Genomic DNA, 25,455 nt, shown 5'->3' on the forward strand with positions numbered 1-25,455 from the left:
CCCTACAACCCCAAACAATTTCCTTATATTTCAGCCAGTTACACACCTGGCACAAAACTCGCTAAAGCCCTCCCCACAGCTTCACCACAACAATAACAATCCAGGAGACACACCATGAGTGTGATCATTGCCTTGGCAGCCCTCACGCTGCTGATGGTCGCCGCCTACCGTGGCTACAGCGTTATCCTCTTTGCCCCCATTGCCGCCCTCGGCGCCGTCCTGCTCACCGACCCGTCCGCCGTCGCTCCCGCCTTCACCGGGGTGTTCATGGAAAAAATGGTCGGCTTCATCAAACTGTATTTCCCGGTGTTCCTGCTCGGCGCGGTGTTCGGCAAGCTGATCGAACTGTCGGGGTTCTCCCGCTCCATCGTCGCCGCGGCGATTCGCTTGCTGGGGACGCGCCAGGCCATGCTGGTAATCGTGCTGGTCTGTGCCTTGCTGACCTATGGCGGCGTGTCGCTGTTCGTCGTGGTGTTCGCGGTGTATCCATTCGCCGCCGAGATGTTCCGCCAGAGTAATATCCCCAAGCGCCTGATCCCGGCCACCATCGCCCTCGGCGCGTTCTCGTTCACCATGGACGCCCTGCCCGGCACGCCGCAGATCCAGAACATCATCCCCAGCACGTTCTTCAACACCACTGCCTGGGCCGCACCGTGGCTGGGCGTGATCGGCACGCTCTTCGTGTTCAGCCTCGGCATGCTGTTCCTGCAACGCCAGCGTAACAAGGCCCAGCGCACGGGCGAAGGCTACGGCACCGAGTTGCGCAACGAGCCGGAAACCGCCGAAGACATCAAGCTGCCGAACCCCTGGATCGCCGTTTCGCCACTGTTGGCGGTAGGGCTCATGAACCTGTTGTTCACCCAGTGGATTCCCCAGTGGTATGGCAAGACCCACAGCCTGGCGCTGCCGGGCATGGCGACGCCAGTGACCAGCGACATCGCCAAGCTCACCGCGATCTGGGCGGTGCAGGCGGCGTTGCTGGTGGGCATCATCATGGTCTTGCTGTTCGGTTTCCGCGCCATTCGCAGCAAACTCGCCGAAGGCAGCAAGAGCGCCGTGGGCGGCGCCTTATTGGCGGCGATGAACACCGCTTCGGAATACGGCTTCGGCGCGGTCATCGCATCCTTGCCGGGCTTCCTGGTACTGGCCGACTGGCTCAAGAGCATTCCCAACCCACTGGTCAACGAAGCGGTGACCGTCACGCTGTTGGCGGGCATCACCGGCTCCGCCTCGGGCGGCATGAGCATCGCTTTGGCGGCGATGTCCGAAACCTTTATCAGCGCCGCACACGCCGCCAACATTCCCCTGGAAGTGCTACACCGGGTAGCCGCCATGGCCAGCGGCGGCATGGACACCCTGCCCCACAACGGCGCGGTGATTACCCTGCTGGCGGTAACCGGGCTGACCCACCGCGAAGCCTACAAAGACATTTTCTGCATTACGCTGATCAAGACCCTCGCGGTCTTCGTGGTGATCGGTGTGTTCTACGCCACTGGCATTGTGTGAGGTTCCCATGACAACCACTCTTTCGGGCAAGACGGCCCTGGTCACCGGTTCTACCAGCGGCATCGGCCTGGGCATCGCCTTGAGCCTGGCCAAGGCCGGGGCCAACCTGATCCTCAACGGCTTTGGCGATGCCTCGGCGGTGATCGCCGAGGTGAAACAGTTCGGCGGCCAGGTCGGTCATCATCCAGCCGATGTCAGCGACCCGGCGCAGATCGCCGATATGCTCGCCTACGCCGAACGCGAGTTCGGCGGCGTGGACATCCTGGTGAACAACGCCGGGATCCAGCACGTGGCCGCCGTGGAGGATTTCCCGGTGGAGCGCTGGGACTCGATCATCGCCATCAACCTGTCCTCGGTGTTCCATGCCACCCGCCTGAGCCTGCCGGGCATGCGCGCCAAGGGCTGGGGGCGGATTATCAACGTCGCCTCGGTGCACGGTCAGGTCGGCTCGGTGGGCAAGGCGGCGTATGTCGCGGCCAAGCATGGGGTGATCGGCCTGACCAAAGTGGTCGGCCTGGAAACCGCCACCAGCAACGTGACCTGCAACGCCATCTGCCCGGGCTGGGTGCTGACGCCGCTGGTGCAAAAACAGATCGATGATCGCATTGCCGCCGGCGTCGATCCGCAACAGGCACAGCACGATCTGTTGGCCGAGAAACAGCCCTCCCTGGAATTCGTCACCCCGCCGCAACTGGGGGAACTGGTGCTGTTCCTGTGCAGCGAAGCCGGCAGCCAGGTGCGCGGCGCGGCGTGGAATATCGATGGTGGGTGGTTGGCTCAATAACCCTCTCTACTGGATACTGATCGTTCCCACGCTCTGCGTGGGAATGCAGACAGGGACGCTCTGCGTCCCAAGAACGGAACGCGGAGCGTCCCCAGAGGCATTCCCACGCAGAGCGTAGGAACGATCGTCAGGCCCGACAAAAGAACAAGAGGCACCCCATGTCCGACATACTCTGGCAACCCAGCCCCGAACGCATCGCCCAGTCGCGCATGAACGCCTTTCGCCAGTTCGTCAACGCGCGACATCACCTGCAACTGCACGACTACCCGGCCCTGCACGCCTGGAGCATCGACCAGCGCGAAGCCTTCTGGCAGGCCATTGTCGATTTTTTCGAAATTCGCTTTCACCAAGCGCCCGACGCGGTATTGGTGGAAGGTTCGCAAATGCCCAGCGCCCAGTGGTTCCCTGGCGCCACGCTGAACTTCGCCGAACACCTGCTGCGCCGCCGCGATGACGCCGTCGCGGTGGTGGCGCTCGACGAAAACGGCGGCCAGGAACAACTGACCTGGGCCGAACTCGCCGCCCATGTCGCCGGCCTGCAAACAAGCCTCAAAGCCGCCGGCGTCACCCAGGGCGATCGAGTCGCCGCTTGCATGCCCAACACCTGGCAGACCCTGGTCGGCATGCTCGCCACCACCAGCCTGGGCGCTATCTGGTCGTGCTCGTCACCGGACTTCGGTACCCAGGGCGTCATCGACCGGTTCGGCCAGATCGAGCCCAAAGTGTTGATCACCTGCGCGGGTTATCGCTATGCCGGGAAAATCATCGACCAGCGAGCCAAGGTCAACGAAATCCTTGAACGATTGCCGTCATTGCAGCAATTGATCGTACTGCCTTATGCCCAGCCTGACGCCCGCGCCGAAGACTTCAAGACCGCGGCCGCAGTCGCGTTGTGGAACGACTTTTATCAAAGCGGTGGCGAACCGGCGTTCGTCAGCGTTCCCTTCGATCACCCGCTGTACATCCTGTATTCCAGCGGCACCACCGGCGTGCCGAAGTGCATCGTCCATGGCACCGGTGGCGTGCTGCTGCAACACGTCAAGGAGCATGGCCTGCATGTCGACCTCGGGCCCGAGGATCGGCTGTTCTACTACACGACCTGCGGTTGGATGATGTGGAACTGGCTGGTGTCGGCCCTCGCCGTGGGCAGCACGGTGGTGCTCTACGATGGTTCGCCGTTCCACCCCGGCCCCGAGCGCTTGCTGGACCTGATCGATCAGCAGCGCATCAGCGTATTCGGCACCAGCCCCAAATTCCTCGCCGCCCTGGAAAGCGAGGGCCTCAAGCCCCGTCAGACGCACCGTTTGGACAGCCTGAAAACCCTGCTCTCCACCGGTTCGGCACTGGCGCCCCATAGCTACGATTACGTGTACCGCGACATCAAGGCCGATGTCTGCCTAGCCTCGATGTCCGGCGGCACCGACATTGTGTCCTGCTTCGTCAACGGCAACCCACTGTCACCGGTGCGCCGGGGCGAGATGCAGGGCAAGAGCCTGGGCATGGCCGTGCAGGTCTGGAACGAGACCGGCAACCCGGTCATTGGTGAAAAAGGTGAGTTGGTGTGCATCCGCCATTTCCCGGCGATGCCCATTGGCTTGTGGAACGACCCTCGGCAGGAAAAACTCCACGCCTCCTACTTCGCCCAGTTTCCCGGCGTGTGGGCCCAAGGTGACTACGCCGAAGAACTGCCCCACGGCGGTTTCCTGATCCACGGACGCTCCGACGCCGTGCTCAACCCCGGCGGCGTGCGCATCGGCACGGCGGAAATCTATCGGCAGGTGGAAAAAGTCGAGCAAGTGCTGGACTGCGTCTCCATCGGCCAGCAATGGCAGGGCGATGTCCGGGTGGTGCTGTTCGTGCGCCTGCGCGATGGCGTGATACTGGATGAAGCCCTGGAGCAACGGATCCGCCAGGTCATCCGGGCCAACACCACCCCGCGTCATGTGCCGGCGAAGATCCTCGCGGTCAGTGATATTCCGCGAACCATCAGCGGCAAGGTGGTGGAGCTGGCGGTGCGCAATGTGGTGCATGGCGAGGTGGTGAAGAACACCGATGCCTTGGCCAACCCCGGGGCTTTGGAGCAGTTTCGGGATCGGCCGGAGCTTGCGAGCTGACCGTCAGGGCCTCATCGCGAGCAAGCTCGCTCCCACAGGGTCTGCCAATCACCGCAGATCCACTGTGGGAGCGAGCTTGCTCGCGATGAACGATAACGCGGTTTCCCTATAAACCAATCAATCCATAAGCCCCCACTCTCCCGCCGCCGGATCGGCCGGTGGCGCCGCCGCCCCCGACTCGCTATGCAACTTCAAACGCAACCGCAGGTTGTTCGCCGAGTCGGCATTTTTCAGCGCTTCCTCCTCATCGATGGCGCCTTCGACCACCAGGTTGAACAGCGCCTGATCGAAGGTTTGCATCCCCAGTTCCTCTGACTTTTCCATGATGCCCTTGAGCTCGCCGAGCTCGTTGCGCCGGATCAGGTCGGCCACCGTGGGCGAGCCCAGCATGACCTCCACCGCCGCTCGCCGCTGGCCGGTGCGGGTGCGCACCAGGCGCTGGGAGACGAACGCCTTGAGGTTGTTGCCCAGGTCATTGAGCAACTGCGGCCGACGCTCTTCCGGAAAGAAATTGATCACCCGGTCCAGGGCCTGGTTGGCGTTATGGGCATGCAAGGTGGAAATCACCAGATGCCCGGTGTCGGCAAACGCCAGGGCATGTTCCATGGTTTCCCGGTCGCGAATTTCGCCGATCAGCACCACGTCCGGTGCCTGACGCAGGGTGTTTTTCAGGGCTGCATGGAAACTGCGGGTGTCGACACCGACTTCCCGTTGATTGATGATGGATTTCTTGTGCCGATGGATATACTCCACCGGGTCCTCGATGGTGATGATGTGGCCGCTGCTGTTGCGATTGCGGTAATCGATCAGCGCCGCCAGGGAGGTCGACTTGCCCGAGCCTGTGGCGCCGACGAACAGCATCAACCCCTGTTTCTGCATGATGGTGTCCAAAAGCACCCGAGGCAGTTTCAGGTCTTCGAAGCGCGGAATGTCCAGCTTGACGTTGCGTATCACCATGGACACGTCATTGCGCTGCTTGAAGATATTGACCCGGAACCGCCCGACGCCAGCCAGGGAGATCGCCAGGTTCATTTCCAACTCCCGATCGAACTCAAGACGCTGTTCGGCGTCCATGAGAGACTCGGCGAGCCTGGCAATGTCACCGACCTTGAACGCCTCGTTCCCCAAGGGCTTGATCACGCCCTCGAAACGCGCGCACGGTGGCGCACCCGTGGACATGTAAAGGTCGGAACCATTCTGGCTCGCCAGGATTCGCAACAACGGATCGATTTCCATGGACTGAAACTTCCGCGAGACGTCAATGAAACAAGCTGAGCCGAACATGAAACCCTTCAGACCCACCCGCATGTACCCTCTTCTGAGGATAGTCGACGCCGTGGCACAGACACGACAGCCAGGGATCGCGGGATGAACGCGACACCCGCCGGCAGCGATACACAGCGCCTGATCAGCCAGATGGACTGGGCCCTGACCCCGCTGGGCACTGCCCAGAACTGGCCCCAGAGCCTGCGCACCGCCGTGGACATCATGCTCCATTCGCCCATGGCGATGGCCTTGCTGTGGGGACCGCAGCTGTCCCATCTCTACAACGACGCCTTCGGCCGACTGGCCGGTGACAAGCACCCCCGGGCATTCGGCCGGCCGACCCATACAGCATGGCCCGAACTCAAGAGTGCGACCGAAGGGATTTATCACCGTGTGTTGCAAGGCCAGACGCACACCTGCCGCGACCAGCAATGGCGCGTGCCCTTCGCCGGCCGTCTCTGTGATGTCTGGCTGGACCTGACCTACAGCCCGGTGCGTGACGAAGGCGGCAGCGTCGCCGGCATCCTGGTCACCGCCATCGAAACCGGCGAACGACGCCGCCTGGCCATGGAGTTCGAACGCCGCTCCGAGGCCAGCCTCAAGGCCCAGCACGAAAGCGAAGAGCGCTTGCAACTGGCCCTGGCCGCCGCCGATGCGTTGGGCACCTGGGACTGGGACATCAGCGAAGACCGCTTTATTGCCGATGCGCACTTCGCCCTGTTGCATGGCGTCGACCCCAGCCTGTCCCGCCAGTTGCCCATCAGTGCCTACCTTGAAGGCGTGCACCCCGAAGACCGGGCGATGGTTGCCCGCAGCATCAAGCACTGCATCACCCACGGCACCGAATACGCCGAGGAGTACCGACTGCTGCAGCCCGACGATGAGTTGCGCTGGGTGTACGTACGCGGCCGTTGCTACAAGGATCGCCACGGCCGACCCAAGCGCTTTCTTGGCGCGGCGCTGGACCTGACCGAACGCAAGCGCACCGAGCAAGCCCTGCGCCAGAGCCAGACCGAGCTGCAGTTGATCATCAATGCGATGCCGATCCTCATCAGCTACGTGGACCGCGAAGAGCGTTTCCGGCTGAACAACAGCGCTTACCTGGACTGGTACGGCCTGACCCCGCAGGAGCTCTACGGCAAGACCATCCGCGAAGTGCTCGGCGAAGAGGCCTACGCCGCCCGCGCCCAACAGATCGCCGACGCCCTGGCCGGCCAGCCGTGCAGCTTCACCGTGCAAATGGACCATCGCGACGGGCGCCCGCGCCATTCGCTGATCAACTACCTGCCTCGCCATGGGGCGGACGGTGCGGTGAACGGTTTCTACATCTTCGTGATCGACGAGACCGAGAGCCGGAAAACCGAAGAGGCCCTGCGCAACCTCAACGAAACACTGGAAGAACGCGTCATCGCCCGTACCCAGCAACTGGCCGAAGCCAATCACCGGCTGCAAAGCGAGATGTTCGAACGCGAGCGCGCCGAAGAAGCCCTGCGCCATGCGCAGAAAATGGAAGCCGTGGGCCAGCTCACGGGCGGCATTGCCCATGACTTCAACAATATGCTCACCGGCATCCTCGGCAGCCTCGACCTGATGCAACGCTACATCGCCGCTGGCCGCACTGACGAGATCGGCCGCTTCACCGAAGCCGCGGTGTCCTCGGCCAACCGCGCCGCGGCCCTGACCCATCGGCTGCTGGCTTTTTCCCGACGCCAGTCCCTGGACCGCAAACCGCTGGACGCCAATGACCTGGTGCACTCGCTCGAAGACCTGCTGAGCCGCACCACTGGCGATCACATCGTGCTGCGGCTGCAACTGGCCAGCGAGCTGTGGCCGGTCAACACCGATGCCAGCCAGTTGGAAAACGCCCTGCTCAACCTGGTGATCAACGCCCGCGATGCCATGCCCGAGGGCGGCGAACTGATCGTCGAAACCGCCAACGTCTATCTCGACGCTACTGACATCAACACCCTGGAGCCGGTCAAGGCCGGGGACTACGTGATGATCGCCGTCAGCGACAACGGTAGCGGCATGACCCCCGCCGTACTGGCCAAGGCCTTCGATCCATTCTTCACCACCAAGCCCATCGGCCAGGGCACCGGCCTGGGCTTGTCGATGATCTACGGTTTTGCCCAGCAGTCGGGTGGGCACCTCAACCTCGACAGCGTGCCGGGCCAGGGCACGCGGGTGCAGTTGTACCTGCCGCGCTTGCACGTTTCGCCGACCCAACCACCCGAAACGCCAGAGGCGTTCGTCGTACCGCCGGCCATTGCCGGGGAAACCGTGTTGCTGGTGGAGGATGAGCCCGCCGTGCGTATGTTGGTGCTCGACCTGTTGCAGGCCTTGGGCTACACGGCTCTCGAAGCCCGGGACGCCGTGACCGCGCTTCCCGTGCTGGAATCGGACCAGCGCATCGACCTGCTGGTGACCGATGTCGGGCTGCCGGGCATGAATGGCCGGCAACTGGCGGAGATCGCCCGCCAGCACCGGCCTGGGTTGAAAGTGCTGTTCATGACCGGTTACGCGCAGAAAGCCGCCGAACGCCAGGGGTTCCTCGACCAGGGCATGGACATGGTCGCCAAGCCCTTCTCCCTCGATCTGCTGGCCAACAAGATTCGGACGATGATCAACCATGGCAGCTGACTTGAGGCATAATCGCCGCCCCGTCGCACCGTTCAGGTCACCGCAGCAATGAAAGCCCAAGCCCGCCATATCCTGGTGAAAACCGCCGAAGAAGCCGAACAGCTCAAGCAACGCATCGCCAAGGGCGAAGCCTTCGATGTGCTGGCCAAGAAATACTCCACCTGCCCTTCAGGCAAACGCGGCGGCGATTTGGGTGAAGTAAGGCCGGGGCAGATGGTCGGCGTGATCGATGCGGTGATTTTCAAGAAGCCGCTGCGGGTGGTGCATGGGCCGATCAAGAGCAAGTTCGGGTATCACCTGGTGCAGGTGTTCTACCGGGACTAACGATCGCCCAATCCCCCTGTGGGAGCGAGCTTGCTCGCGATAGCAGTGTGTCAGTCGACAGGGATGCCGGCTGATCCGACGCTATCGCGAGCAAGCTCGCTCCCACAGGTTCTGTGTCTCCTCTATCTGGGCATCAACGCCCCCGGCACCTGGATCACCCGGCTCGCCAACAGGTGGCCTGCCTCGGCCGCTTCCACCGGGCTGCCGCCCAGCAAACGATTCGCCAGGTACGCGGCGCTGAAGGAGTCCCCCGCCGCCGTGGTGTCGACGACGCGCTCGACCCGCAGGGCAGGTACTTCATAAGACTGGCCGTCGCAACGAATCAGGCAGGCCTCGGCACCGCGCTTGAGCACCACCTCGGGCGTGCCAAGCTGCGCATAGGCGGCGAACACCGCTTCGCTGTCGGCATGACCGAACAATGCCTGCTCGTCCTCTACGGTCAGCAGCGCCAACTCCACATAGGGCAAGACGCTGCGATACGCCGCCCGTGCCGCCTCGATCGAGCCCCAGAGCCGGGGCCGGAAGTTATTGTCGAACACCACCAGCGCCCCGCGCCGACGCGCTTCGACCAGGGTTTCGATGAGTTTGCCACGCCCCTGCTCGCCGAGCACCGCCAGGGTGACGCCGCTGAAATACAGCACATCGTAATCCAGCAACGCGGCCAGGATCGGCCCGGCGGCCGGGGTGGTAAAACAATCGCGCACCGCCGCCTCGTTGCGCCAGTACAGGAATCGCCGCTCACCTGCCGCATCGGTCTGGATGCAATACAAGCCCGGCAGACGTCCAGGCAAGCGCTGGACCCGTTGCAGCCCGATGTTCTCGGCGGCCCAGTTTTCACACATGGCATCGCTGAAACTGTCGTCGCCCAAGGCGGTGACGTAATCCACCGCGCCCCTGTCGCCCAAGGCGCGGGCCAGGTACACCGCCGTGTTCAGGGTGTCGCCGCCGAAGCTTTGCAGCAGGCTGCCGTCGGCGCGTTGTTGCAGTTCGATCATGCATTCGCCGATCAGGGCGATGCGGGGTTTGGGGTTGCTCATGGATGATCCTGATAATTCAGCGGTGTCTGGAAGGTCGCTATCGCGGGCAAGCCTTGCTCCCACAGGGGATCTTGGGTAAACACCCATTTTGTGTTCACAGTCGATCAGTGTGGGAGCAAGGCTTGCCCGCGATAGCCGCGACTCGGTCTAAAGGCTAGAAACACGTCTCCATGCTCTCGACCACCCGCAACTGCTCATCCACCAGGCACCCCACCCGCCACTTGTCGAACGTCAGGCACGGGTGTGAAGTACCGAACGAGATGATGTCCCCGACCCGCAACTCAACCCCCGCCGCCACGGTCATGAACGCATGCTGGTCCATCACCGCCGTCACCTTGCAGGCACTCACATCATCACCCGCCACCGTGTCCGAACCGGGCTGGTAGCGCTTGAGCGGCACCGGCAAGCCAGCGTCGTAGGCCACGTCGCGCTTGCCCAGGGCGATCACCGCGAAACCCGGCTCCGGCAGCGATTGCACATGGGCCCAGACTTCCAGCGCCGGGCGCAGGCCTTCGTGCAAATCGCTGCGACGCTCCAGCACGCAGCACTGCGCTTCCTTGTAGATGCCATGGTCATGGGCCACGTAGCTGCCGGGACGCAGCACGCTGAGGAAACGCCCGTGGGCATTCTGGGCTTCGAAGGATTCGGCGATCAGGTCGTACCAGGCCGACCCCGAGGCGGTGACGATCGGTTTGTCGATGGCGAACGCGCGGTTGTCCTGCAACTGCACCGCCAGCCGCACCAGGGACGCCGCGAACGCACGAATGCCACTGATGGCGTGGTCACCATGGATCACCCCTTCGTAGCCTTCGATGCCGGTCAACGCCAGCGCCGGTTGCGCCTGGATCGCCTCGGCCAGGGCCAAGACCTCGGCCTCTGTCCGGCAGCCACAACGACCGCCGACCACGCCGTACTCGATCATCACATTGAGCCGTACTCCGCGCGAGGCGAAGTAAGCGCCCAAGGCAGCGACGTTGTCCGGATGATCGACCAGGCAGTGGAATTCGAACGCCGGGTCGGCGAGCAAATCGGCAATCAGCGCCATGTTCGGCGTGCCCACCAATTGGTTGGCCATCAACACCCGGCGCACGCCATGGGCGTAAGCGGCACGGGTCTGCACGGCGCTGGCGAGGGTCAGGCCCCAGGCGCCTGCGTCCAGTTGCCGGCGAAACAATGCCGGGGTCATGCTGGTCTTGCCGTGGGGCGCCAGTTCGGCACCGCTGCTGCTGACGAAATCCTGCATCCAGCGGATGTTGTGCTCCAGCGCCGCGCGATGCAGCACCAGCGCCGGCAGGCTGACGTCCCGTAGCAGGTGGGCGCCGACGGTGGCGGCGCCCTTCTCGACGCCGGCATTAAGGATGGCGGAAGGCATGTTCGAACTCCTCGCACACGGCCGCTAGTGCCGTTGCTGTCTATTCATTGATACGACGGGCCAGGTGGTTGGCGCTTTCGATCAGCACCCGGCGGTAGTCGGCGTAATTGTTCTTGGCGTCGGCCCGAGGGGCGACGATGCACAGGGTGGCGATGGCCACGCCATTCGGGTCTTTGACCGGTGCGGCGAAGCAGTGGGTGAAGGTGTCGGCGACACTGTCGAAGGAGAAAAACCCATCGAGGCCGGCCTGACGGATTTCCTTGAGGAATTGCTCCAGGGGCAGGCGCTCGCCGTCCGGCAAAATGAAGTCGTCGGGATCGATCAGGTCGACGATCTGCTGGTCACTCAAATGCGCCAGCAGCAGGCGCCCGGACGCCGTCCACGGGATCGGCGCGTTTTCCCCGATGTCCGATGAAATGCGAAAATGCCGCTCGCCTTCCTTCATCAGCGCGACGGTGTATTTGCGCCCGTTGAGCAGGCACATCTGCGCCGTTTCCCGGGTCTGGCGCACGATCTCCTGCAAGGCCTGGTCAGCCTCGCGGCTCAGGTCGAAATGCCGCAGGTGTGCCTGCCCGAGAAAATACAACTGGCGGCCCAGGTAGACATGGCCGTCCTTGCCCACCGGCTCGAGGATGCGCCGCTCCAGCAGCGACGCCACCAGTTCATAGACCGTGGACTTGGGGCTGCCGATGCCGCTGGCAATATCGTTCGGGCGCAGCGGCTGGCCGATTTCCTTGAGGAAATCGAGGATATCGAACGCCCGATCCAATCCCCGGGCCCGGCGTTTGATGGTGTCTTCGGTCATGTCTTTGGTTCCCATTCAGTTGGCCGGGAGTTTAACCAGACTGCTGCGCCGCCTGATAGATCGCTATCGCGGGCAAGCCATGCTCCCACGGAAGAATGCGTTTCCTTGTGGGAGCAAGGCTTGCCCGCGATAAGGCCCCCGTGGTTCAGGCCTTCTTCTTGTAGGCCACGCAATCGATCTCGACCTTGCAATCGACCATCATGCTCGCCTGCACGCAGGCCCTGGCCGGGGCGTGTTCCGGGCTGAAGTACTCGCCGAAGACCTTGTTGAAACTCCAGAAATCCCGCGGGTCTTCCAGCCACACACCGCAGCGCACCACATCTTCCAGGCCGTATCCGGCCTCCTCGAGAATAGCGACCAGGTTCTTCATGGTCTGGTGGGTCTGTTCGACGATCCCGCCGACAATGATCTCGCCGTTCACCGCCGGCACCTGGCCGGACACGTGCAGCCAGCCATCGGCTTCCACGGCGCGGGCGAATGGCCGAGGCTGACCGCCACCTGCGGTGCTGCCGGTGCCGTAGCGCGTAATGCTCATGGGTTATCTCCTTATTGAATGGAAAATTAAAAACGCGTGTTCTTGAGAAATTCTGCCAGCCGTGGCGACTGTGGCCGTTCGAACAATTCCTTCGGCGGCCCCTGCTCTTCGATGCGGCCCTGGTTCATGAACACGATCTTGTCGGAGACCTCGAAGGCAAAGCGCATTTCGTGGGTCACCAGCAGCATGGTCATGCCGTCTTCGGCCAGGCCCTTGATCACGTTCAGCACCTCGCCGACCAGTTCCGGGTCCAGGGCCGAGGTCACTTCGTCGAACAGCATCAGGCTGGGGTTCATGGCAATTGCCCGGGCGATTGCCACGCGCTGCTGCTGCCCGCCGGACAACTGGCCGGGAAAGTGATCGCGCCGCTCCAACAGGCCCACTCGCTCCAGCCATTTCTCGGCCAGGGCCACGGCCTCGTCCTTGGGCAGCTTTTTCACTTTGAGCAGGCCCAGGGTGACGTTCTGCAACGCGGTCAAATGCGGGAACAGGTTGAATTGCTGGAAAGCCATGCCGGTCATGGCCCGGTGCCGGGCGATGATTTTTTCGGCGTGGCGCACACGCTTGCCGTCGATGTCGTCGTAACCGATGGATTCGCCGTCGAGCATGATCTGCCCGCCCTGGAACTCTTCCAGCATGTTGACGCAGCGCAGCAGCGTGGTCTTGCCCGAACCGCTGGAACCGATCAGCGTGACTACGTTGCCGCGCTGCATGCTCAGGTCCACGCCCTTGAGCACTTCCAACGGGCCGTATTGTTTGCGCAAGCCGCGAATGTCCAGCAGCGGCTGGGTGTTGGAGAGCTCTGTGTTGGAAAGCTCCGTGTTGGAGAGATTCGAAACGTCAGTCATGGCAAGGCCACCCGCTTTTCAATGTGCCGCCCGAGCAATTCAATGGCGTAATTGATGATGAAAAAGAGAAACCCGGCGAACAGGTAAAACTCCAGGGTCATGAACGTCCGGGCGATGATCTGCTGGGTGCTGAGCAGCAGTTCGGCGACGCCGATCACCGACAGCAGGGTCGAGGCCTTGACGATCTCGGTGGAGGAATTGACCCAGGTCGGCAAGATCTGCCGCAACGCCTGGGGCAACAGCACATAGCCCAGCGACTGGTAGAACGTCAGGCCGATGGCCTGGCTCGCCTCCATCTGCCCACGGGGCAACGCCTGCAAGGCCCCACGCACGATCTCGGCCACGTGGGAGCCGCAGAACAGCGTCAAGCCCAGCACGCCGGCCTGGAACGCACCGATCTGCCAGCCCAGGGCCGGAGCCATGTAGAAGCAGGCCAGCACCAGCACGAACACCGGCGTGCCGCGAATCAGGTCGACATAGAAGCGAAACGGCGCGCGCATCCAGGTCCGGCCATAGGTCAGCACCAGCCCGGCGACCAGGCCGATCAACGTGCCCAACACAATCGCCAGCAGCGAACACTGCACACTGGTCAGGAAGCCGGCCCACAGGGTGTCCCGGGCAACCCATAACTCATGCAACCAACTGGGTGATTCGTACATGGGACACTCCTAACGGCGGATCGCCAGGCGCTGCTCGAAATAACGCAGCACCATGGCAATGAGGTAACAGGCCGCGACATACAGGGCCGTGGTCACCAGCCAGGTTTCGATCACCCGGTAGCTCTCCACGTTGATCTTGCGGGCGTAATAGGTCAGCTCCGGCACGGCAATCGCCGCCGCCAGGGAGGTGTCCTTGAACAGCGAAATGAAGTTGTTCGACAACGCCGGCAACACGTTGCGCAGCATCACCGGTACGGTGATGTAGGCCTTCACCTGCCACTCGCCCAGGCCGATGGCCAGCCCGGCTTCACGCTGTCCCTTGTGAATGCTCAACAGTCCGCCGCGAAACACTTCGGTCAGGTAGGCCCCGGCGTACAGCGAGAGGGTGATGACGAACGACGGCAGCTTGTCCAGGCGGATGCCCAGGCTCGGCAAGGCGAAGTAGATCAGCAGGATCAACACCAGGATCGGCGTATTGCGGATCACCGTCACATACACCGACGCCAGCACTCGCAAGAGCCGATGTTTGCTCAGCAGCGCGAACGCCATCGCCAGGCCGATCACGCAACCGATGGCGATCGACACCAGTGCCAGGGAAAGCCCCAGGCCAAGCCCCGCCAGCAGGGTGTCGAAATCGCGCCAGACGGCGGCAAAGTTCAACTGATAATTCATGGTCGGCAGTACCTTCGACGGAGCGCCCGCAAGTGGCGCCCCGGGCTCACAGGGTCATTTGAATTCGACGGGGAAACCGATCGCTGGCGACGGCAGCTCGACACCGAACCACTGCTTGAAGGACGCCGCATAGGTGGGGAATTCCACGCCGGTCATGGCTTCATGCAAGGTGGTGTTGACGAAGTTCAGCCAGTCCTGGTCGCCGCGCTTGACCGCACAGGCGTAGGTTTGCGGGCTCCAGGCATAGACCGGGCTGCGGTAGCGGCCAGGGTTCTGCACCATCAGGTACTTGACCGAGGACTGGTCGGTGGCGGCGGCATCGGCGCGACCGGAGTTCACTGCCTGGTACATCAGGTCGACGCTGTCGTACTGGTCGACCTTGGCCTTGGGCAGCGCCTGGTGCACCAGCTCCTCGGCGTAGACGTTCTGCAGCACCGCCACGGTGACGCCGTCGCCGGCGGCCTTGAGGTCTTCGATTTCCTTGTACTTGCTGTTGGCCGGCAGCAGCAGGCCCACGCCTTCGCGGTAGTACGGCAGGGTGAACGCCACTTGCTGGGCGCGGCTGGCGGTGACGGTGATGAACTGGCAGCTCATGTCGACCTTGTCGGTCAACAGGTTGGGTATGCGCGCATCGGAAGACTGCACCACGAACTCGACTTTCTCCGGGTCGTTGAACAACCCCTTGGCGACCATCCGCGCAATATCGATATCAAAGCCCTGCAACTTGCCATCCGCTCCCTGGAAGTGCCACGGCGCATTGGTACTGCCCGTGCCCACGATCAATTTCCCCCGCTGCAGCACGCTGTCCAGCTTGCTGTCGGCCGCCTGAGCGACCCCCATGGCAGCCGTCGTGGCCGCGAAGAGAAAAACACACGCTTTGAACAAGGAAGGTCGGCGTTGCATGGCAAGCACTCCAGAATGGGTTTATTCCGCTATACCGGAACGTGGTATGTAACAACGGAATAGACAGCAGAAAGTGTGCCACAGGCTTGCAGCGCGTGGGTGAGGAAAATGGAAAGTTAAGGAAATCAGGGGGATGGGAAAAACAGGCGCCCGCACAGTGGCATCTGCGTGCGAACACTGTTGCTACCGTGGGCCACGACGCACGGGTAACAAGGCCCCAAGCCGGGTATTCGGCGCCCCCGGTGCACCGAAACGGAGCCACTCTGGAATTTGTAAAATACCCTGTGGGAGCGAGCTTGCTCGCGATGGCGGTGTATCAGTCAATATTGATGGCGACTGACCTGACGCTATCGCGAGCAAACTCGCTCCCACAATGGTTCGGCGGTGTGCCTGGGCTATTTGCGCTTGTAGCTCTTGCTGCCGCCAGGCGTGAGGCAATAGACCCCGCCCCGGGGGCCGACGCAGTAATTGCCACTGCCGCATTGGCAACCGTCGGCGGACTTGAGCAACGACTGCGGCCGGGCCTCGTTCCGAAGCCCCAGCACAGCGGAACAGGACTTCTTCGAAGCACTGATGGAGCCGTCGTTGCACAGGAAGGTATCGCCGTCACACCCGGCAATACCGCCCTTGCGCCCGGAACACGGTTGATTGGCGGCAAGGGCCGAAGTGCCCAGGGTCAACAACAGAATCGCGACACAGGCGCGAAGTAAAGCGGACGTTCCGTGACAGAGATTCATGGCAGCTTCCAGGCTGATGTATGGCCCTATGCTAGCACTGGATCATCTACTGCGCCTGACGCCCGCAAGATCTCAACTCGAACAACCCTGTTTTCTACAGGAACTTCTGCTCATAAATCATCAAGCGCAACCTTGATTGATGGATCGTTCTCCCGCTCGTGACACAGAGCGACAAGCTCCATGTCCTCAAGCCGATTCATCATGGCTTCGTATTCTCTGGCTGGGACGCAGTAAAAAGCCGGCTCGTTACGATTCAGGATCGCTACGGATAATCCCTCACCCGCTGCAACGGTACCCATCGGATTTTTCTTGAGTTCAGAAATGCTGGCTACAACTCGAGAAAGCACGATACGAGTCATGGAATGAGACCTTGAGTACTGAATGGCGCTAAACAATAGCGTTCTAATACAACTCTTAAAACTGTCAGCGCCCGCAAAACCTCACCCTGGACAACATCCGCAAATCCCCCTCGCGGTAATAGTCATCACTCCAGCTGTCATCCACCGCCAGTGGCTTGACCTGCTTGAGGGCGAGTTTTTTTGCGAAGTAGCGAAAGCGGTAATGTTCATAGAAACGCAGCAACTCCAGCCCGTAGCGGTCGGCCAGGTCGGTGTTGCCCTGGATGATCAGGTAATTCTCGTCGTTGCCGCTGCTCGCCGCGGCGCTCAGGTTGTGGCTGCCGCTGATGATGGTCGGCGTATCGGTGGTGAAGTCGGTGACGATGGCTTTGGTGTGCACCAGCAGGTTGCCCTTCTGGCCTTTCATGTTTTCCCGCAGCCAGCCTTCCAGGCCGGTGTTGAGCAGCGCGGTGGCGGCGAATTCGGCGGTGCGATCGGCGTGAAAGCCGGTGATGCGGCTCTTGGAGTTTTGCAGACCGTAGCGCAGCACGTCGTCATTGGGTGCGCCGAGCACGGCGTCGAGGATGCGCTCGGGCAACACAAAGGCGGTGACGAACAGCAGGTCCTTTCGCGCGCCCTTGATGATGTCGACGAAGCGATCCAGGTCGCCCTCCCCGGTGCGCGGCGAGAACCCGGCGAACAACGCCTCTTGTGGAGCCATGGCATTGTTGTCGGTCAGCCACTGGCGAGTGGCACCGACGTCCTGGGGTTCGGCCCAGATTTGCTCGAACACCTGGAAGTAGCTGCCGCTCACCCGAGGGTCGTCCAGCACATGAACGACGTTGGCCTGGCGGTAGACACCGTTGGCGGTGAAGTTGGTGCTGCCGCACAGCACCGCCTCCGGTTGCAATGAGCCGTTGCCGTCCACCTTGCTCAGCACAATGAACTTGTCGTGGAAAATGTTATGGGTAACTCGTCCGCGCTTGTTGGCTGCTGGCATTTTCTCGAGGCTGGCTTCGTTGCGCGCCGTGGTGTCGTCCCCCGGCTCGGCGTGATACAGCACCCGCACCTTCGCACCGCGAGCATGGGCGGCATTCACCGCGTCGACGATCACCGGCAGTTCGTATTCATAAATGGCGACATCCAGGGCCCAGTTGGCATCCAGCGCCCGGTCGATAAAACCGATCAGGCGTCCCAACAGGCCATTCTCCAGCCAGCGACGCGGGGCGTCGGGCCAGTCATCGATGGACAGGTGCTTGTTGGCGTCGATCAGCGCGTCCACTTCAGGAAACTTGCGCTGGAACGCCTGGCTGGCGGCCACGGCACGGTTGAAGATGACCCGCTGGTTGGCCGGCTGCCCGTCGTCGCTGGTGACCGTGACCTCCAGGGATTCGCCCAACTGCGGTGCATCGGGGCTGCCGTAGGCCAGGTGCACGCGGTAGTGCATGGTCACGCCGGGGTTGACCGCGTAGTCGGCCCAGCGAAATTTCTGCAAGGGTGCCTTGTCGCTGGGGGTGGCGTGGAACTGAGGAAAGGTGTGGGCCTTGTCGGGGAAGGTCAGGCTGTTGAACAGGAACAGCCAGGGTTTGTCCCCCTGCTGCTTCTCGATGGCAAAACCCAGCAGCCCCTGGCGTCGGGATTCCGCCAGGTCCATGGCGAGCAGCACGCCGTTGGTGCCGGCATAGGCCTTGACCCGAAAATCGTCCTGGGCGTTGGTGACGAGTACGCGCATGGTTCACTCCTGTGAGGGGGCTGCCTGAGCATAGTGCAGTGATACAGGTTAGATGGTCAGATCAGGGACCGAGGTGATGCTGATCGCGAGCAAGCTCGCTCCCACAGGGGGCTGTGGTGTTCATCAGTTATGTGTGCACAGCGAAACCAAATGTGGGAGCGAGCTTGCTTGCGATGAGGCCTTCACAGTCAAAGAACATTTCAAGTGGTTTCATCGATATGCCGATACTCCGCCCCCAACCGCCCCGCCAACTGCCGGGCCCGGCCCAGGCGAATCGGGCCTCTTTCGATGTCGATCAACAGGCACGGGCAATCGAGCAACGGCAGTGAAAGCCCCTCCTTGACTCGCCCATCGGTCATCACCAAGACCCGTTGCTGCTCCGCCGGGTAGCGCTTGCGTCGGGCCTCCAGCCAGCGCCCGGCCTCGTTCAGCGCCGCCAGCAACGGCGTTCCGCCACCGGCGCCCAGCCCATCGAGCCAGTCGCGCAGACCGGCCGAGGCCTTGAGCCCTTGCACCTGCCAGTCCGGCTGCGTACCGCTGGCCGTCAACAGCCCCAGGCGGGCCCGTTGGCGATAGGCGTCGTCGAACAGTTGCGCCAGCAGGCCCTTGCCGTCACTCAAGGCGCGATGACGACGGGTCGAGGCCGACGCATCGACGATCACCAGCCACAGCTCATGGGGCGAGCGCTGGCGAGCGTGCCAGCACAAGTCCTCACGCAGACGTGGCCGGCCATTGAGCAGCGTCCCCGGCCAGTTCACCGCACCGCTGGCCGCCGCTTTGCTGCGGCCCTGGCGGCCCTGGTCGAGTCGTCCGGCACGGGGGCTGGCATTCGCCCCCGCTGGCGAACGGGGGCGAATGCCTAGGGCTTTTTTGGCCAGCTCGGCACGTCACGCCGAGCACCGGTCGGCAATGCCCGGGCCGGCAGGTCACCCCACTGGCCCTGGCCCTCGCTGGGTTCAGTGGTTTTTTCCGCGCCGGTCGGCGCCTGGGACGGTGTCGGTGCCGAATGCCCGCGCCGCCGGTGCCGCAAGGCAAACTCGGCCACCGCATCGATGTCTTCATCGGCAATTGCAGCAGCCCCGCGCCAAGCCGCATGGGCCCGGGCCGCCCGCAGCCAGACCAGGTCGGCGCGCAAGCCATCGACCCCGGCGGCAAAGCAGCGCTCGGTGATCTGCGCCAGCGCCGCGTCATCCAGGGCGATCCCGGCCAAGCGGTCGCGTGCCTGTTGGCAACGTTCGCGCAACTGCGCCTGGGTCGTCTCCCACGCCGCGCAGAACGCCTGCGGATCACTGTCGAAATCCAGCCGCCGTCGGATGATCTGGCCGCGCTCAGTCGGTGCGGTGTGACCGTCGAGGGCGACGTTCAGGCCAAAACGGTCGAGCAACTGCGGGCGCAGTTCGCCCTCTTCCGGATTCATGGTGCCGATCAGCACAAAGCGCGCCGGATGCCGATGGGAAATGCCGTCGCGCTCGATGAGGTTGGTGCCGCTGGCGGCCACATCGAGCAGCAAGTCCACCAGGTGATCGGGCAGCAGGTTCACTTCATCGACGTACAGCACGCCACCATCGGCCTTGGCCAACACACCGGGAGAAAACTGCGCGCGCCCTTCCCCCAGCGCCGCGTCCAGGTCCAGGGTGCCCACCAGTCGCTCTTCGGTAGCACCGAGGGGCAAGGTGACGAACTGACCGCTGGCCAGCAGGTCCGCCAGGCCCCGGGCCAGTGTGGACTTGGCCATGCCACGCGGCCCTTCGATCAGCACACCGCCGATTTTCGGATCGATCGCGGCCAGGCACAGGGCCAGTTTCAGATCATCGGCACCGACCACGGCGCAGAGCGGGAAATGGGGGGTGTGGGTCATGTTGGATGTCTCATGAATGTTCAATAATCCCTCGCCACAACGGCACGTCAGCCATCTTCTTCTATGTCCAACAACAAATTCTCCAGCGCCTCGCGGTACTCCCCCGGCGCCTGCCACATCCCCCGCTGCTGCGCTTCGAGCATGCGCTCGGTCATGTCCCGCAGAGCGTCGGGGTTGTGCTGGCGGACGAAATCCCGGGTGTCCGGGTCGAGCAGGTAGGCATCGGCCAGCAAGGCGTACTGGTGATCGTCGATCAACCGAGTGGTGGCGTCGAAGGCAAACAGGTTGTCCACCGTCGCCGCCAGTTCGAACGCGCCTTTATAGCCGTGACGCTTCACGCCGTCGATCCACTTCGGATTCGCTGCGCGGGAACGGATGACGCGGTTGAGCTCTTCTTTCAGGGTGCGGATCCTGGGCAAGTCTGGCTGGCTGTGATCGCCATGGTAACTGGCCGCCGCATCACCACTGAGGGTCTCGACAGCCGCCAGCATGCCGCCCTGGAACTGGTAGTAATCGTTGGAATCGAGCAGGTCATGCTCGCGATTGTCCTGGTTCTGCAACACCGCCTGCACCTGGCTCAAACGCCGGGAGAACTGCTCCCGGGCAGCAGTGCCTTCATCGCTGGCGCCGTAGGCGTAACCACCCCAGTTCAGGTACACCTCGGCCAGATCCTCGCGGCTCTGCCACAAGCGACCGTCAATCGCCCCCTGCACGCCCGCGCCATAGGCACCGGGCTTGGCGCCGAAGATCCGCCAGCCGGCCTGGCGCGCCGCGGCTTCCGGCTCAAGACCCGATGCCAGCAAGGCTTCGCGTTCGCCGCGCACCTTGGCCGCCAACGGGTTCATGTCGTCCGGCTCATCGAGGGCGGCGACGGCCTGCACGGCGGCATCGAACAAGCGGATCAGGTTGGCAAAGGCGTCACGAAAGAAGCCGGACACGCGCAGCGTGACATCGACCCGAGGCCGGTCCAGCAGGCTCAGCGGCAGGATCTCGAAGTCATCGACCCGCTGGCTGCCCGTGGCCCACACCGGACGCACGCCCATCAGCGCCATGGCCTGGGCGATGTCATCGCCGCCGGTACGCATGGTGGCGGTGCCCCACACCGACAGGCCGAGCTGACGCAGGTGATCGCCGTGGTCCTGCAAGTGCCGTTCAAGGATCAGGTTCGCCGATTGGAAACCGATGCGCCACGCCGTGGTGGTGGGCAGGTTGCGCACGTCCACCGAGAAGAAGTTGCGCCCGGTGGGCAACACATCGAGGCGCCCGCGGCTCGGCGCGCCGCTGGGGCCGGCCGGCACGAAGCGCCCGTTCAAGGCATCGAGCAGGCCGCGCATTTCCGCCGGGCCGCAAGCGTCCAGGCGCGGGGCCACGACGGATCGCAGGTTTTCAATGATGCTGCCCGCCACCTCCCAACCCGGCGCGTCGAGTTGCTCCACCGCACCGTCCAGCGCCTGCTCGATCAACTGCACAGCGAACAGCTCCAGGCGCTCGCGGGTATCGCCGGTGGTGCGCCAGGGCTCGGCGCTGACCTGACGCAACGCCTCGGGACACTCGCCAGTCCAGGGCTCGGCCAAGGCACAATCCAGTGGATCGAAACCCAGCCCGAACGCCTTGGCCAGCGCCCGCAACAGGCTCGACTGCGCGCCTTTGCCGTCGCCCCGGGGAATGCGCAGCAACGCCAGCAAGGTGTCGATGCGCAGCCGTCCGCTGGGCGACTCACCAAAAATGTGCAAGCCATCGCGGATCTGCGACTCCTTCAAGTCGCACAGGTAAGTGTCCAGGCGTGGCAGCCAGATCGCCGCGTCGGTGTCGCTGTCGAGGGATGCGTCGAGTTGCAGTTCGCGGTCGATGTGGGTCTCGCGCACCAGATTGAGGATGTCCCGTTGCAGCTCCCGGGCACGGCGCGGATCGAGCAATTGCGCCTCGTAGTACTCGTCAGCCAGCAGCTCGAGGTTACGCAGTGGCCCATAGGTTTCGGCCCGGGTCAGCGGCGGCATCAAGTGGTCGATGATTACCGCCTGGGTACGACGCTTGGCCTGGGCGCCCTCACCCGGGTCGTTGACGATGAACGGATAGATATTCGGCAGCGGCCCCAGCAGCACGTCCGGCCAGCAGTTTTCCGACAGCCCGACGCCCTTGCCCGGCAGCCATTCGAGGTTGCCGTGCTTGCCGACGTGAATCACCCCGTGGACGCCGTAGGTGTGGCGCAACCAGAAATAAAACGCCAGGTAACCGTGGGGCGGTACCAGGTCCGGGTCATGGTACACCGCGCTCGGATCGACCTGATAACCCCGCGCCGGCTGGATACCGACGAAGGTCAGGCCCAGCCGAAGACCGGCGACCATCAGACGGCCGTCGCGGAACATCGGGTCCTGCTCGGGCGAGCCCCAGCGCGCCAGCACCGCTTGGCGATTGCCTTCGGGCAATGCGTCGAACAAGGCCTGGTACTCGGCGAGGGCCAGGCTCTGGTGACAGGGACGCAGGTCGAGGCTGTCCAGGTCATTACTGACCCCGCCGAGCAATTGCTGGATCAACGCGGTGCCGCTCGCCGGCAGTTCGGACGGCAACGGATAGCCCTCGGCCTGCAGGGCCCGCAGGATATTCAAGGCCGACGCCGGGGTGTCCAGGCCGACGCCATTGCCGATGCGACCGTCGCGGGTCGGGTAGTTGGCGAGGATCAGCGCCACACGCTTCTGGGCATTGGGCAAACGCGCCAGGGTGGTCCAGCGTCGGGCCAGTTCGGCGACAAAATCCATGCGCTCGGGCGCGGCCCGGTAGCAGACCACATCGCTCTGGCTGCGCTCGCTGCGCCAGGCCAGGTCCTTGAAACTGATGGGGCGGCTGATGATCCGTCCGTCCAGTTCCGGCAAGGCAATGTGCATCGCCAGGTCTCGCGGTCCCAAGCCCTGCTCGCTGGCCCGCCAGCCGGGTTCGTTGTCCTGGGCGCAGATCGCCTGGATCACCGGGATGTTGCGGCGAAACGGTCGCAAATGCGGAGCTTCGGGGCTGGATTGAGCGAAGCCGGTGGTGTTGAGGATCACCCCCGCCTGCACCTCGTCCAGCCAGTCCTCTACAAGTGCGAGGCAACCAGGCTCCTTGAGGCTTGCCACGGCAATCGGCAGCGGATTGAGCCCCGCCGCTTGCAGGCGCTGGCAGAACACGTCGATGAACGCGGTGTTCGCCGCTTGCAGGTGGGAGCGATAAAACAGCACCGCCGCCACCGGTTGCCCGGCGCTCCAGTCGGCTTGCCAGTCGTCGAGGTTGGCGCTGGTTTTCGCCGGGTGATAGATGGCCGTGCGTGGCAAGGCCTGCGGCTCGGCCCACGGATAATCGCGGCCGAACCATTGGCTGCCTAGGTTGTAAAACAGGTCGAGGGCATTGCCCAGCCCGCCCTGGCGCAAGAACTGCCAGAGCCGGTCGCGGTCCTCAACGGCCACGTTGCTCAGGTCACTGAGTTCCGGGTCTGGACGATCATCCCCCGGCACCAGGATCAGCTTCACCCCGCGCCCCGCCAGTTCCATCAGGCGCTCGATGCCGTAGCGCCAATAGCCGATGCCGCCATGCAGCGACAACAGGATGACCTTGGCGTGTTGCAGCACGTCTTCGACATACAGATCCACCGAGGCGTGGTTCTGCACCTGCATCGGGTTGGCGAGGCGAAACTGCGGGTAGTCACCCGGCAACTGCTTCGCCGCTTCGGCCAGCAGCGCCAGGCTGGAGTCGCCGCTGCACAGGATCACCAGTTCGGCGGGGGTTTGCCCCAGGTCGGCAATGTTGTCATCCGACACGAAACCGCCGGGCTGGGTCCTGAGCAGGTGCATGGCTTAGGCCCCGAGGGCGGCGCGCAACTGCGCTTCGAGCAGCGCGGCGTCAAGCGCCTGGCCGATCAGCACCAGGCGGGTGACCCGCGCTTCCTCAGCGCCCCACTGGCGGTCGAAATGCTTGTCGAAACGCGTCCCGACGCCCTGGATCAACAGGCGCATCGGCTTGTTCGGAATCGCCGCGAAACCCTTGACTCGCAATACTCCGTGCTGGACCACCAGTTGCGTCAGCGCGTCGAGCAACAGGCTTTCGTCAGCCTGGGGCAGTTCGATGGAAATGGAATCGAAGGCGTCATGATCGTGGTCATCATCGTCGCCATCGTGGTGATGGTCGTGATGGCTGTGGCGGCCGTCGATGTGTTCTTCGGAACCAGCGCCCAGGCCGATCAATACGTCCAGCGGCAGGCGACCGCTGCTGGCTTCGATGACCTTGACCGCCGGTGGCAGCTCTTCGGCGACTTCCAGGCGAACTTTGGCCAGGTCCTCAGGGCTGATCAGGTCAGCCTTGTTGAGGATCACCAGGTCGGCGCTCGCCAGTTGGTCGGCGAACAGTTCGTGCAGCGGCGATTCGTGGTCCAGGTTCGGGTCGAGTTTGCGCTGGGCATCGACCTGGTCGGGGAACGCGGCAAAGGTACCCGCGGCCACGGCCGGGCTGTCGACCACGGTGATTACCGCATCGACGGTGCAGGCGCTGCGGATTTCCGGCCATTGGAAGGCCTGGACCAGCGGCTTGGGCAGGGCCAGGCCGGAGGTTTCGATGAGGATGTGATCGAGGTCGCCACGCCGGGCCACCAGTTCGCGCATCACCGGGAAGAACTCTTCCTGCACCGTGCAGCACAGGCAGCCGTTGGCCAGTTCATAGACGCGGCCGTTGGCTTCTTCTTCGGTGCAACCGATGGAGCACTGCTTGAGGATTTCGCCGTCGATGCCCAGCTCGCCGAATTCGTTGACGATCACGGCGATGCGCCGGCCCTGGGCGTTGTCGAGCATGTGCCGCAGCAAGGTGGTTTTACCCGAGCCGAGGAAACCGGTGACGATGGTGACGGGGAGTTTGGCCAGTGTTTTCATCGGATGCCCTTTGGCAAGGTGGCGGGCAAACGGGACGACAACCGCTGGCACAGGCGTGCGCGGAAGATTTCGCCACCGGATCACCCCGCCCGGTTGTAGTGAGAATCTGTCTCGAGGCAGGTCTCCTGGCTGACGGCGGGCCAATCTTTCGACTGGCAATTGCTGCGCCTTCCCGTGCGCCCGTTTTAAAGGGCATGCACAGTGGCCTTGCAGAAACAGCACCGTTCACAGTTGCGGGGGCAGCCGCGGCTTGGACCGCGTTCCCTTCTTAGCTCCGGCATGTGCCGAAGAACCTCGAAGGCGCAAGGCTACGCAGGGTGTGGGGGCGGGTCAATCGCCAGAGTGTTCTGCGGTGTATGTCCGGGCCTCATCGCGAGCAGGCTCGCTCCCACAGTTGATCTTTGTTGAACATGAGTTTTGTGATCCGCGAGATTCA

General features: G+C 63.3%; 21 protein-coding genes and 1 riboswitch. Of the genes, 5 read left to right on the forward strand and 16 right to left on the reverse strand.

The features are described 5' to 3' along the window. Window positions 1-114: 114 nt before the first annotated feature. The 3 genes from AB4O22_RS16030 to AB4O22_RS16040 all read left to right on the forward strand — a co-directional run bounded on the left by AB4O22_RS16030 (window position 115) and on the right by AB4O22_RS16040 (window position 4,404). Window positions 115-1,506, forward strand: coding sequence for a GntP family permease (locus AB4O22_RS16030; RefSeq protein ID WP_003200250.1), 1,392 nt, complete (start codon window positions 115-117; stop codon window positions 1,504-1,506). 7 nt (window positions 1,507-1,513) lie between these two features. Continuing rightward, window positions 1,514-2,290: a 3-hydroxybutyrate dehydrogenase gene (locus AB4O22_RS16035; RefSeq protein ID WP_039011205.1), complete on the forward strand. Its 777-nt coding sequence runs from the start codon at window positions 1,514-1,516 to the stop codon at window positions 2,288-2,290. A 158-nt stretch (window positions 2,291-2,448) separates the two neighbouring features. Then, the gene (locus AB4O22_RS16040) at window positions 2,449-4,404 is read left to right on the forward strand and encodes an acetoacetate--CoA ligase (RefSeq protein ID WP_223492981.1); all 1,956 of its coding nucleotides are present in this window, start codon (window positions 2,449-2,451) and stop codon (window positions 4,402-4,404) included. A 117-nt stretch (window positions 4,405-4,521) separates the two neighbouring features. On the opposite strand, the gene AB4O22_RS16045 is transcribed toward AB4O22_RS16040, so the two are convergent. Further along, window positions 4,522-5,640 (reverse strand): PilT/PilU family type 4a pilus ATPase, encoded by a 1,119-nt coding sequence (locus AB4O22_RS16045; protein ID WP_057448215.1) that lies wholly within the window; start codon window positions 5,638-5,640, stop codon window positions 4,522-4,524. 132 nt (window positions 5,641-5,772) lie between these two features. On the opposite strand from AB4O22_RS16045, the gene AB4O22_RS16050 reads away from it, so the two are divergent. Together AB4O22_RS16050 and AB4O22_RS16055 are read left to right on the forward strand one after the other, a co-directional pair. After that, window positions 5,773-8,310 carry a hybrid sensor histidine kinase/response regulator gene (locus AB4O22_RS16050; RefSeq protein WP_223473148.1) on the forward strand — a complete coding sequence of 846 codons (2,538 nt, stop codon included), beginning with the start codon at window positions 5,773-5,775 and terminating at the stop codon, window positions 8,308-8,310. A 48-nt stretch (window positions 8,311-8,358) separates the two neighbouring features. Beyond that, window positions 8,359-8,634, forward strand: coding sequence for a peptidylprolyl isomerase (locus AB4O22_RS16055; RefSeq protein ID WP_003182808.1), 276 nt, complete (start codon window positions 8,359-8,361; stop codon window positions 8,632-8,634). Window positions 8,635-8,756: 122 nt separating this feature from the next. Here AB4O22_RS16055 and AB4O22_RS16060 read toward each other — a convergent pair whose 3' ends face one another. The 15 genes from AB4O22_RS16060 to cobW all read right to left on the reverse strand — a co-directional run bounded on the left by AB4O22_RS16060 (window position 8,757) and on the right by cobW (window position 25,019). Further along, window positions 8,757-9,671 (reverse strand): sugar kinase, encoded by a 915-nt coding sequence (locus AB4O22_RS16060; protein ID WP_003200238.1) that lies wholly within the window; start codon window positions 9,669-9,671, stop codon window positions 8,757-8,759. Between the two features lie 154 nt (window positions 9,672-9,825). Then, on the reverse strand, window positions 9,826-11,043 hold the full coding sequence (locus AB4O22_RS16065; RefSeq protein ID WP_460096730.1) for an amino acid deaminase: 1,218 nt from the start codon (window positions 11,041-11,043) through the stop codon (window positions 9,826-9,828). Window positions 11,044-11,083: 40 nt separating this feature from the next. Continuing rightward, window positions 11,084-11,848 (reverse strand): IclR family transcriptional regulator, encoded by a 765-nt coding sequence (locus AB4O22_RS16070; protein ID WP_003200234.1) that lies wholly within the window; start codon window positions 11,846-11,848, stop codon window positions 11,084-11,086. Window positions 11,849-11,993: 145 nt separating this feature from the next. After that, window positions 11,994-12,383, reverse strand: a complete 390-nt coding sequence (locus AB4O22_RS16075) for a RidA family protein (protein WP_013692714.1) — start codon at window positions 12,381-12,383, stop codon at window positions 11,994-11,996. A gap of 26 nt (window positions 12,384-12,409) precedes the next feature. Further along, on the reverse strand, window positions 12,410-13,231 hold the full coding sequence (locus AB4O22_RS16080) for an amino acid ABC transporter ATP-binding protein (RefSeq protein ID WP_003200230.1): 822 nt from the start codon (window positions 13,229-13,231) through the stop codon (window positions 12,410-12,412). Further along, the gene (locus AB4O22_RS16085) at window positions 13,228-13,890 is read right to left on the reverse strand and encodes an amino acid ABC transporter permease (RefSeq protein WP_028236639.1); all 663 of its coding nucleotides are present in this window, start codon (window positions 13,888-13,890) and stop codon (window positions 13,228-13,230) included. Before AB4O22_RS16085 ends, AB4O22_RS16080 begins: the two co-directional genes overlap by 4 nt. A gap of 9 nt (window positions 13,891-13,899) precedes the next feature. Continuing rightward, on the reverse strand, window positions 13,900-14,562 hold the full coding sequence (locus tag AB4O22_RS16090; RefSeq protein ID WP_436132212.1) for an amino acid ABC transporter permease: 663 nt from the start codon (window positions 14,560-14,562) through the stop codon (window positions 13,900-13,902). Window positions 14,563-14,616: 54 nt separating this feature from the next. After that, window positions 14,617-15,465 carry a transporter substrate-binding domain-containing protein gene (locus tag AB4O22_RS16095; RefSeq protein ID WP_223473145.1) on the reverse strand — a complete coding sequence of 283 codons (849 nt, stop codon included), beginning with the start codon at window positions 15,463-15,465 and terminating at the stop codon, window positions 14,617-14,619. 395 nt (window positions 15,466-15,860) lie between these two features. Beyond that, a complete protein-coding gene (locus AB4O22_RS16100; protein ID WP_003200220.1) occupies window positions 15,861-16,202 on the reverse strand; it encodes a YdcA family protein in 342 nt (113 codons plus the stop codon). Window positions 16,203-16,312: 110 nt separating this feature from the next. Next, window positions 16,313-16,561, reverse strand: coding sequence for a type II toxin-antitoxin system Phd/YefM family antitoxin (locus AB4O22_RS16105; protein WP_013692712.1), 249 nt, complete (start codon window positions 16,559-16,561; stop codon window positions 16,313-16,315). Between the two features lie 64 nt (window positions 16,562-16,625). Next, window positions 16,626-18,272 (reverse strand): phospholipase D-like domain-containing protein, encoded by a 1,647-nt coding sequence (locus tag AB4O22_RS16110; protein WP_460096731.1) that lies wholly within the window; start codon window positions 18,270-18,272, stop codon window positions 16,626-16,628. A gap of 200 nt (window positions 18,273-18,472) precedes the next feature. Next, entirely contained in the window at window positions 18,473-19,030 is a 558-nt protein-coding gene (locus AB4O22_RS16115) for a vWA domain-containing protein (protein ID WP_081042411.1), read from the reverse strand. A 101-nt stretch (window positions 19,031-19,131) separates the two neighbouring features. Further along, window positions 19,132-20,130 (reverse strand): ATP-binding protein, encoded by a 999-nt coding sequence (locus AB4O22_RS16120; protein ID WP_027912553.1) that lies wholly within the window; start codon window positions 20,128-20,130, stop codon window positions 19,132-19,134. A gap of 47 nt (window positions 20,131-20,177) precedes the next feature. Continuing rightward, window positions 20,178-23,951, reverse strand: a complete 3,774-nt coding sequence (cobN, locus tag AB4O22_RS16125) for a cobaltochelatase subunit CobN (RefSeq protein WP_431093372.1) — start codon at window positions 23,949-23,951, stop codon at window positions 20,178-20,180. A 3-nt stretch (window positions 23,952-23,954) separates the two neighbouring features. Then, window positions 23,955-25,019, reverse strand: a complete 1,065-nt coding sequence (cobW, locus tag AB4O22_RS16130; RefSeq protein WP_003200209.1) for a cobalamin biosynthesis protein CobW — start codon at window positions 25,017-25,019, stop codon at window positions 23,955-23,957. Between the two features lie 98 nt (window positions 25,020-25,117). After that, window positions 25,118-25,331: riboswitch (cobalamin riboswitch) on the reverse strand. Between the last annotated feature and the right edge of the window lie 124 nt (window positions 25,332-25,455).

It is taken from the genome of Pseudomonas sp. S3_B11, from assembly GCF_054667715.1.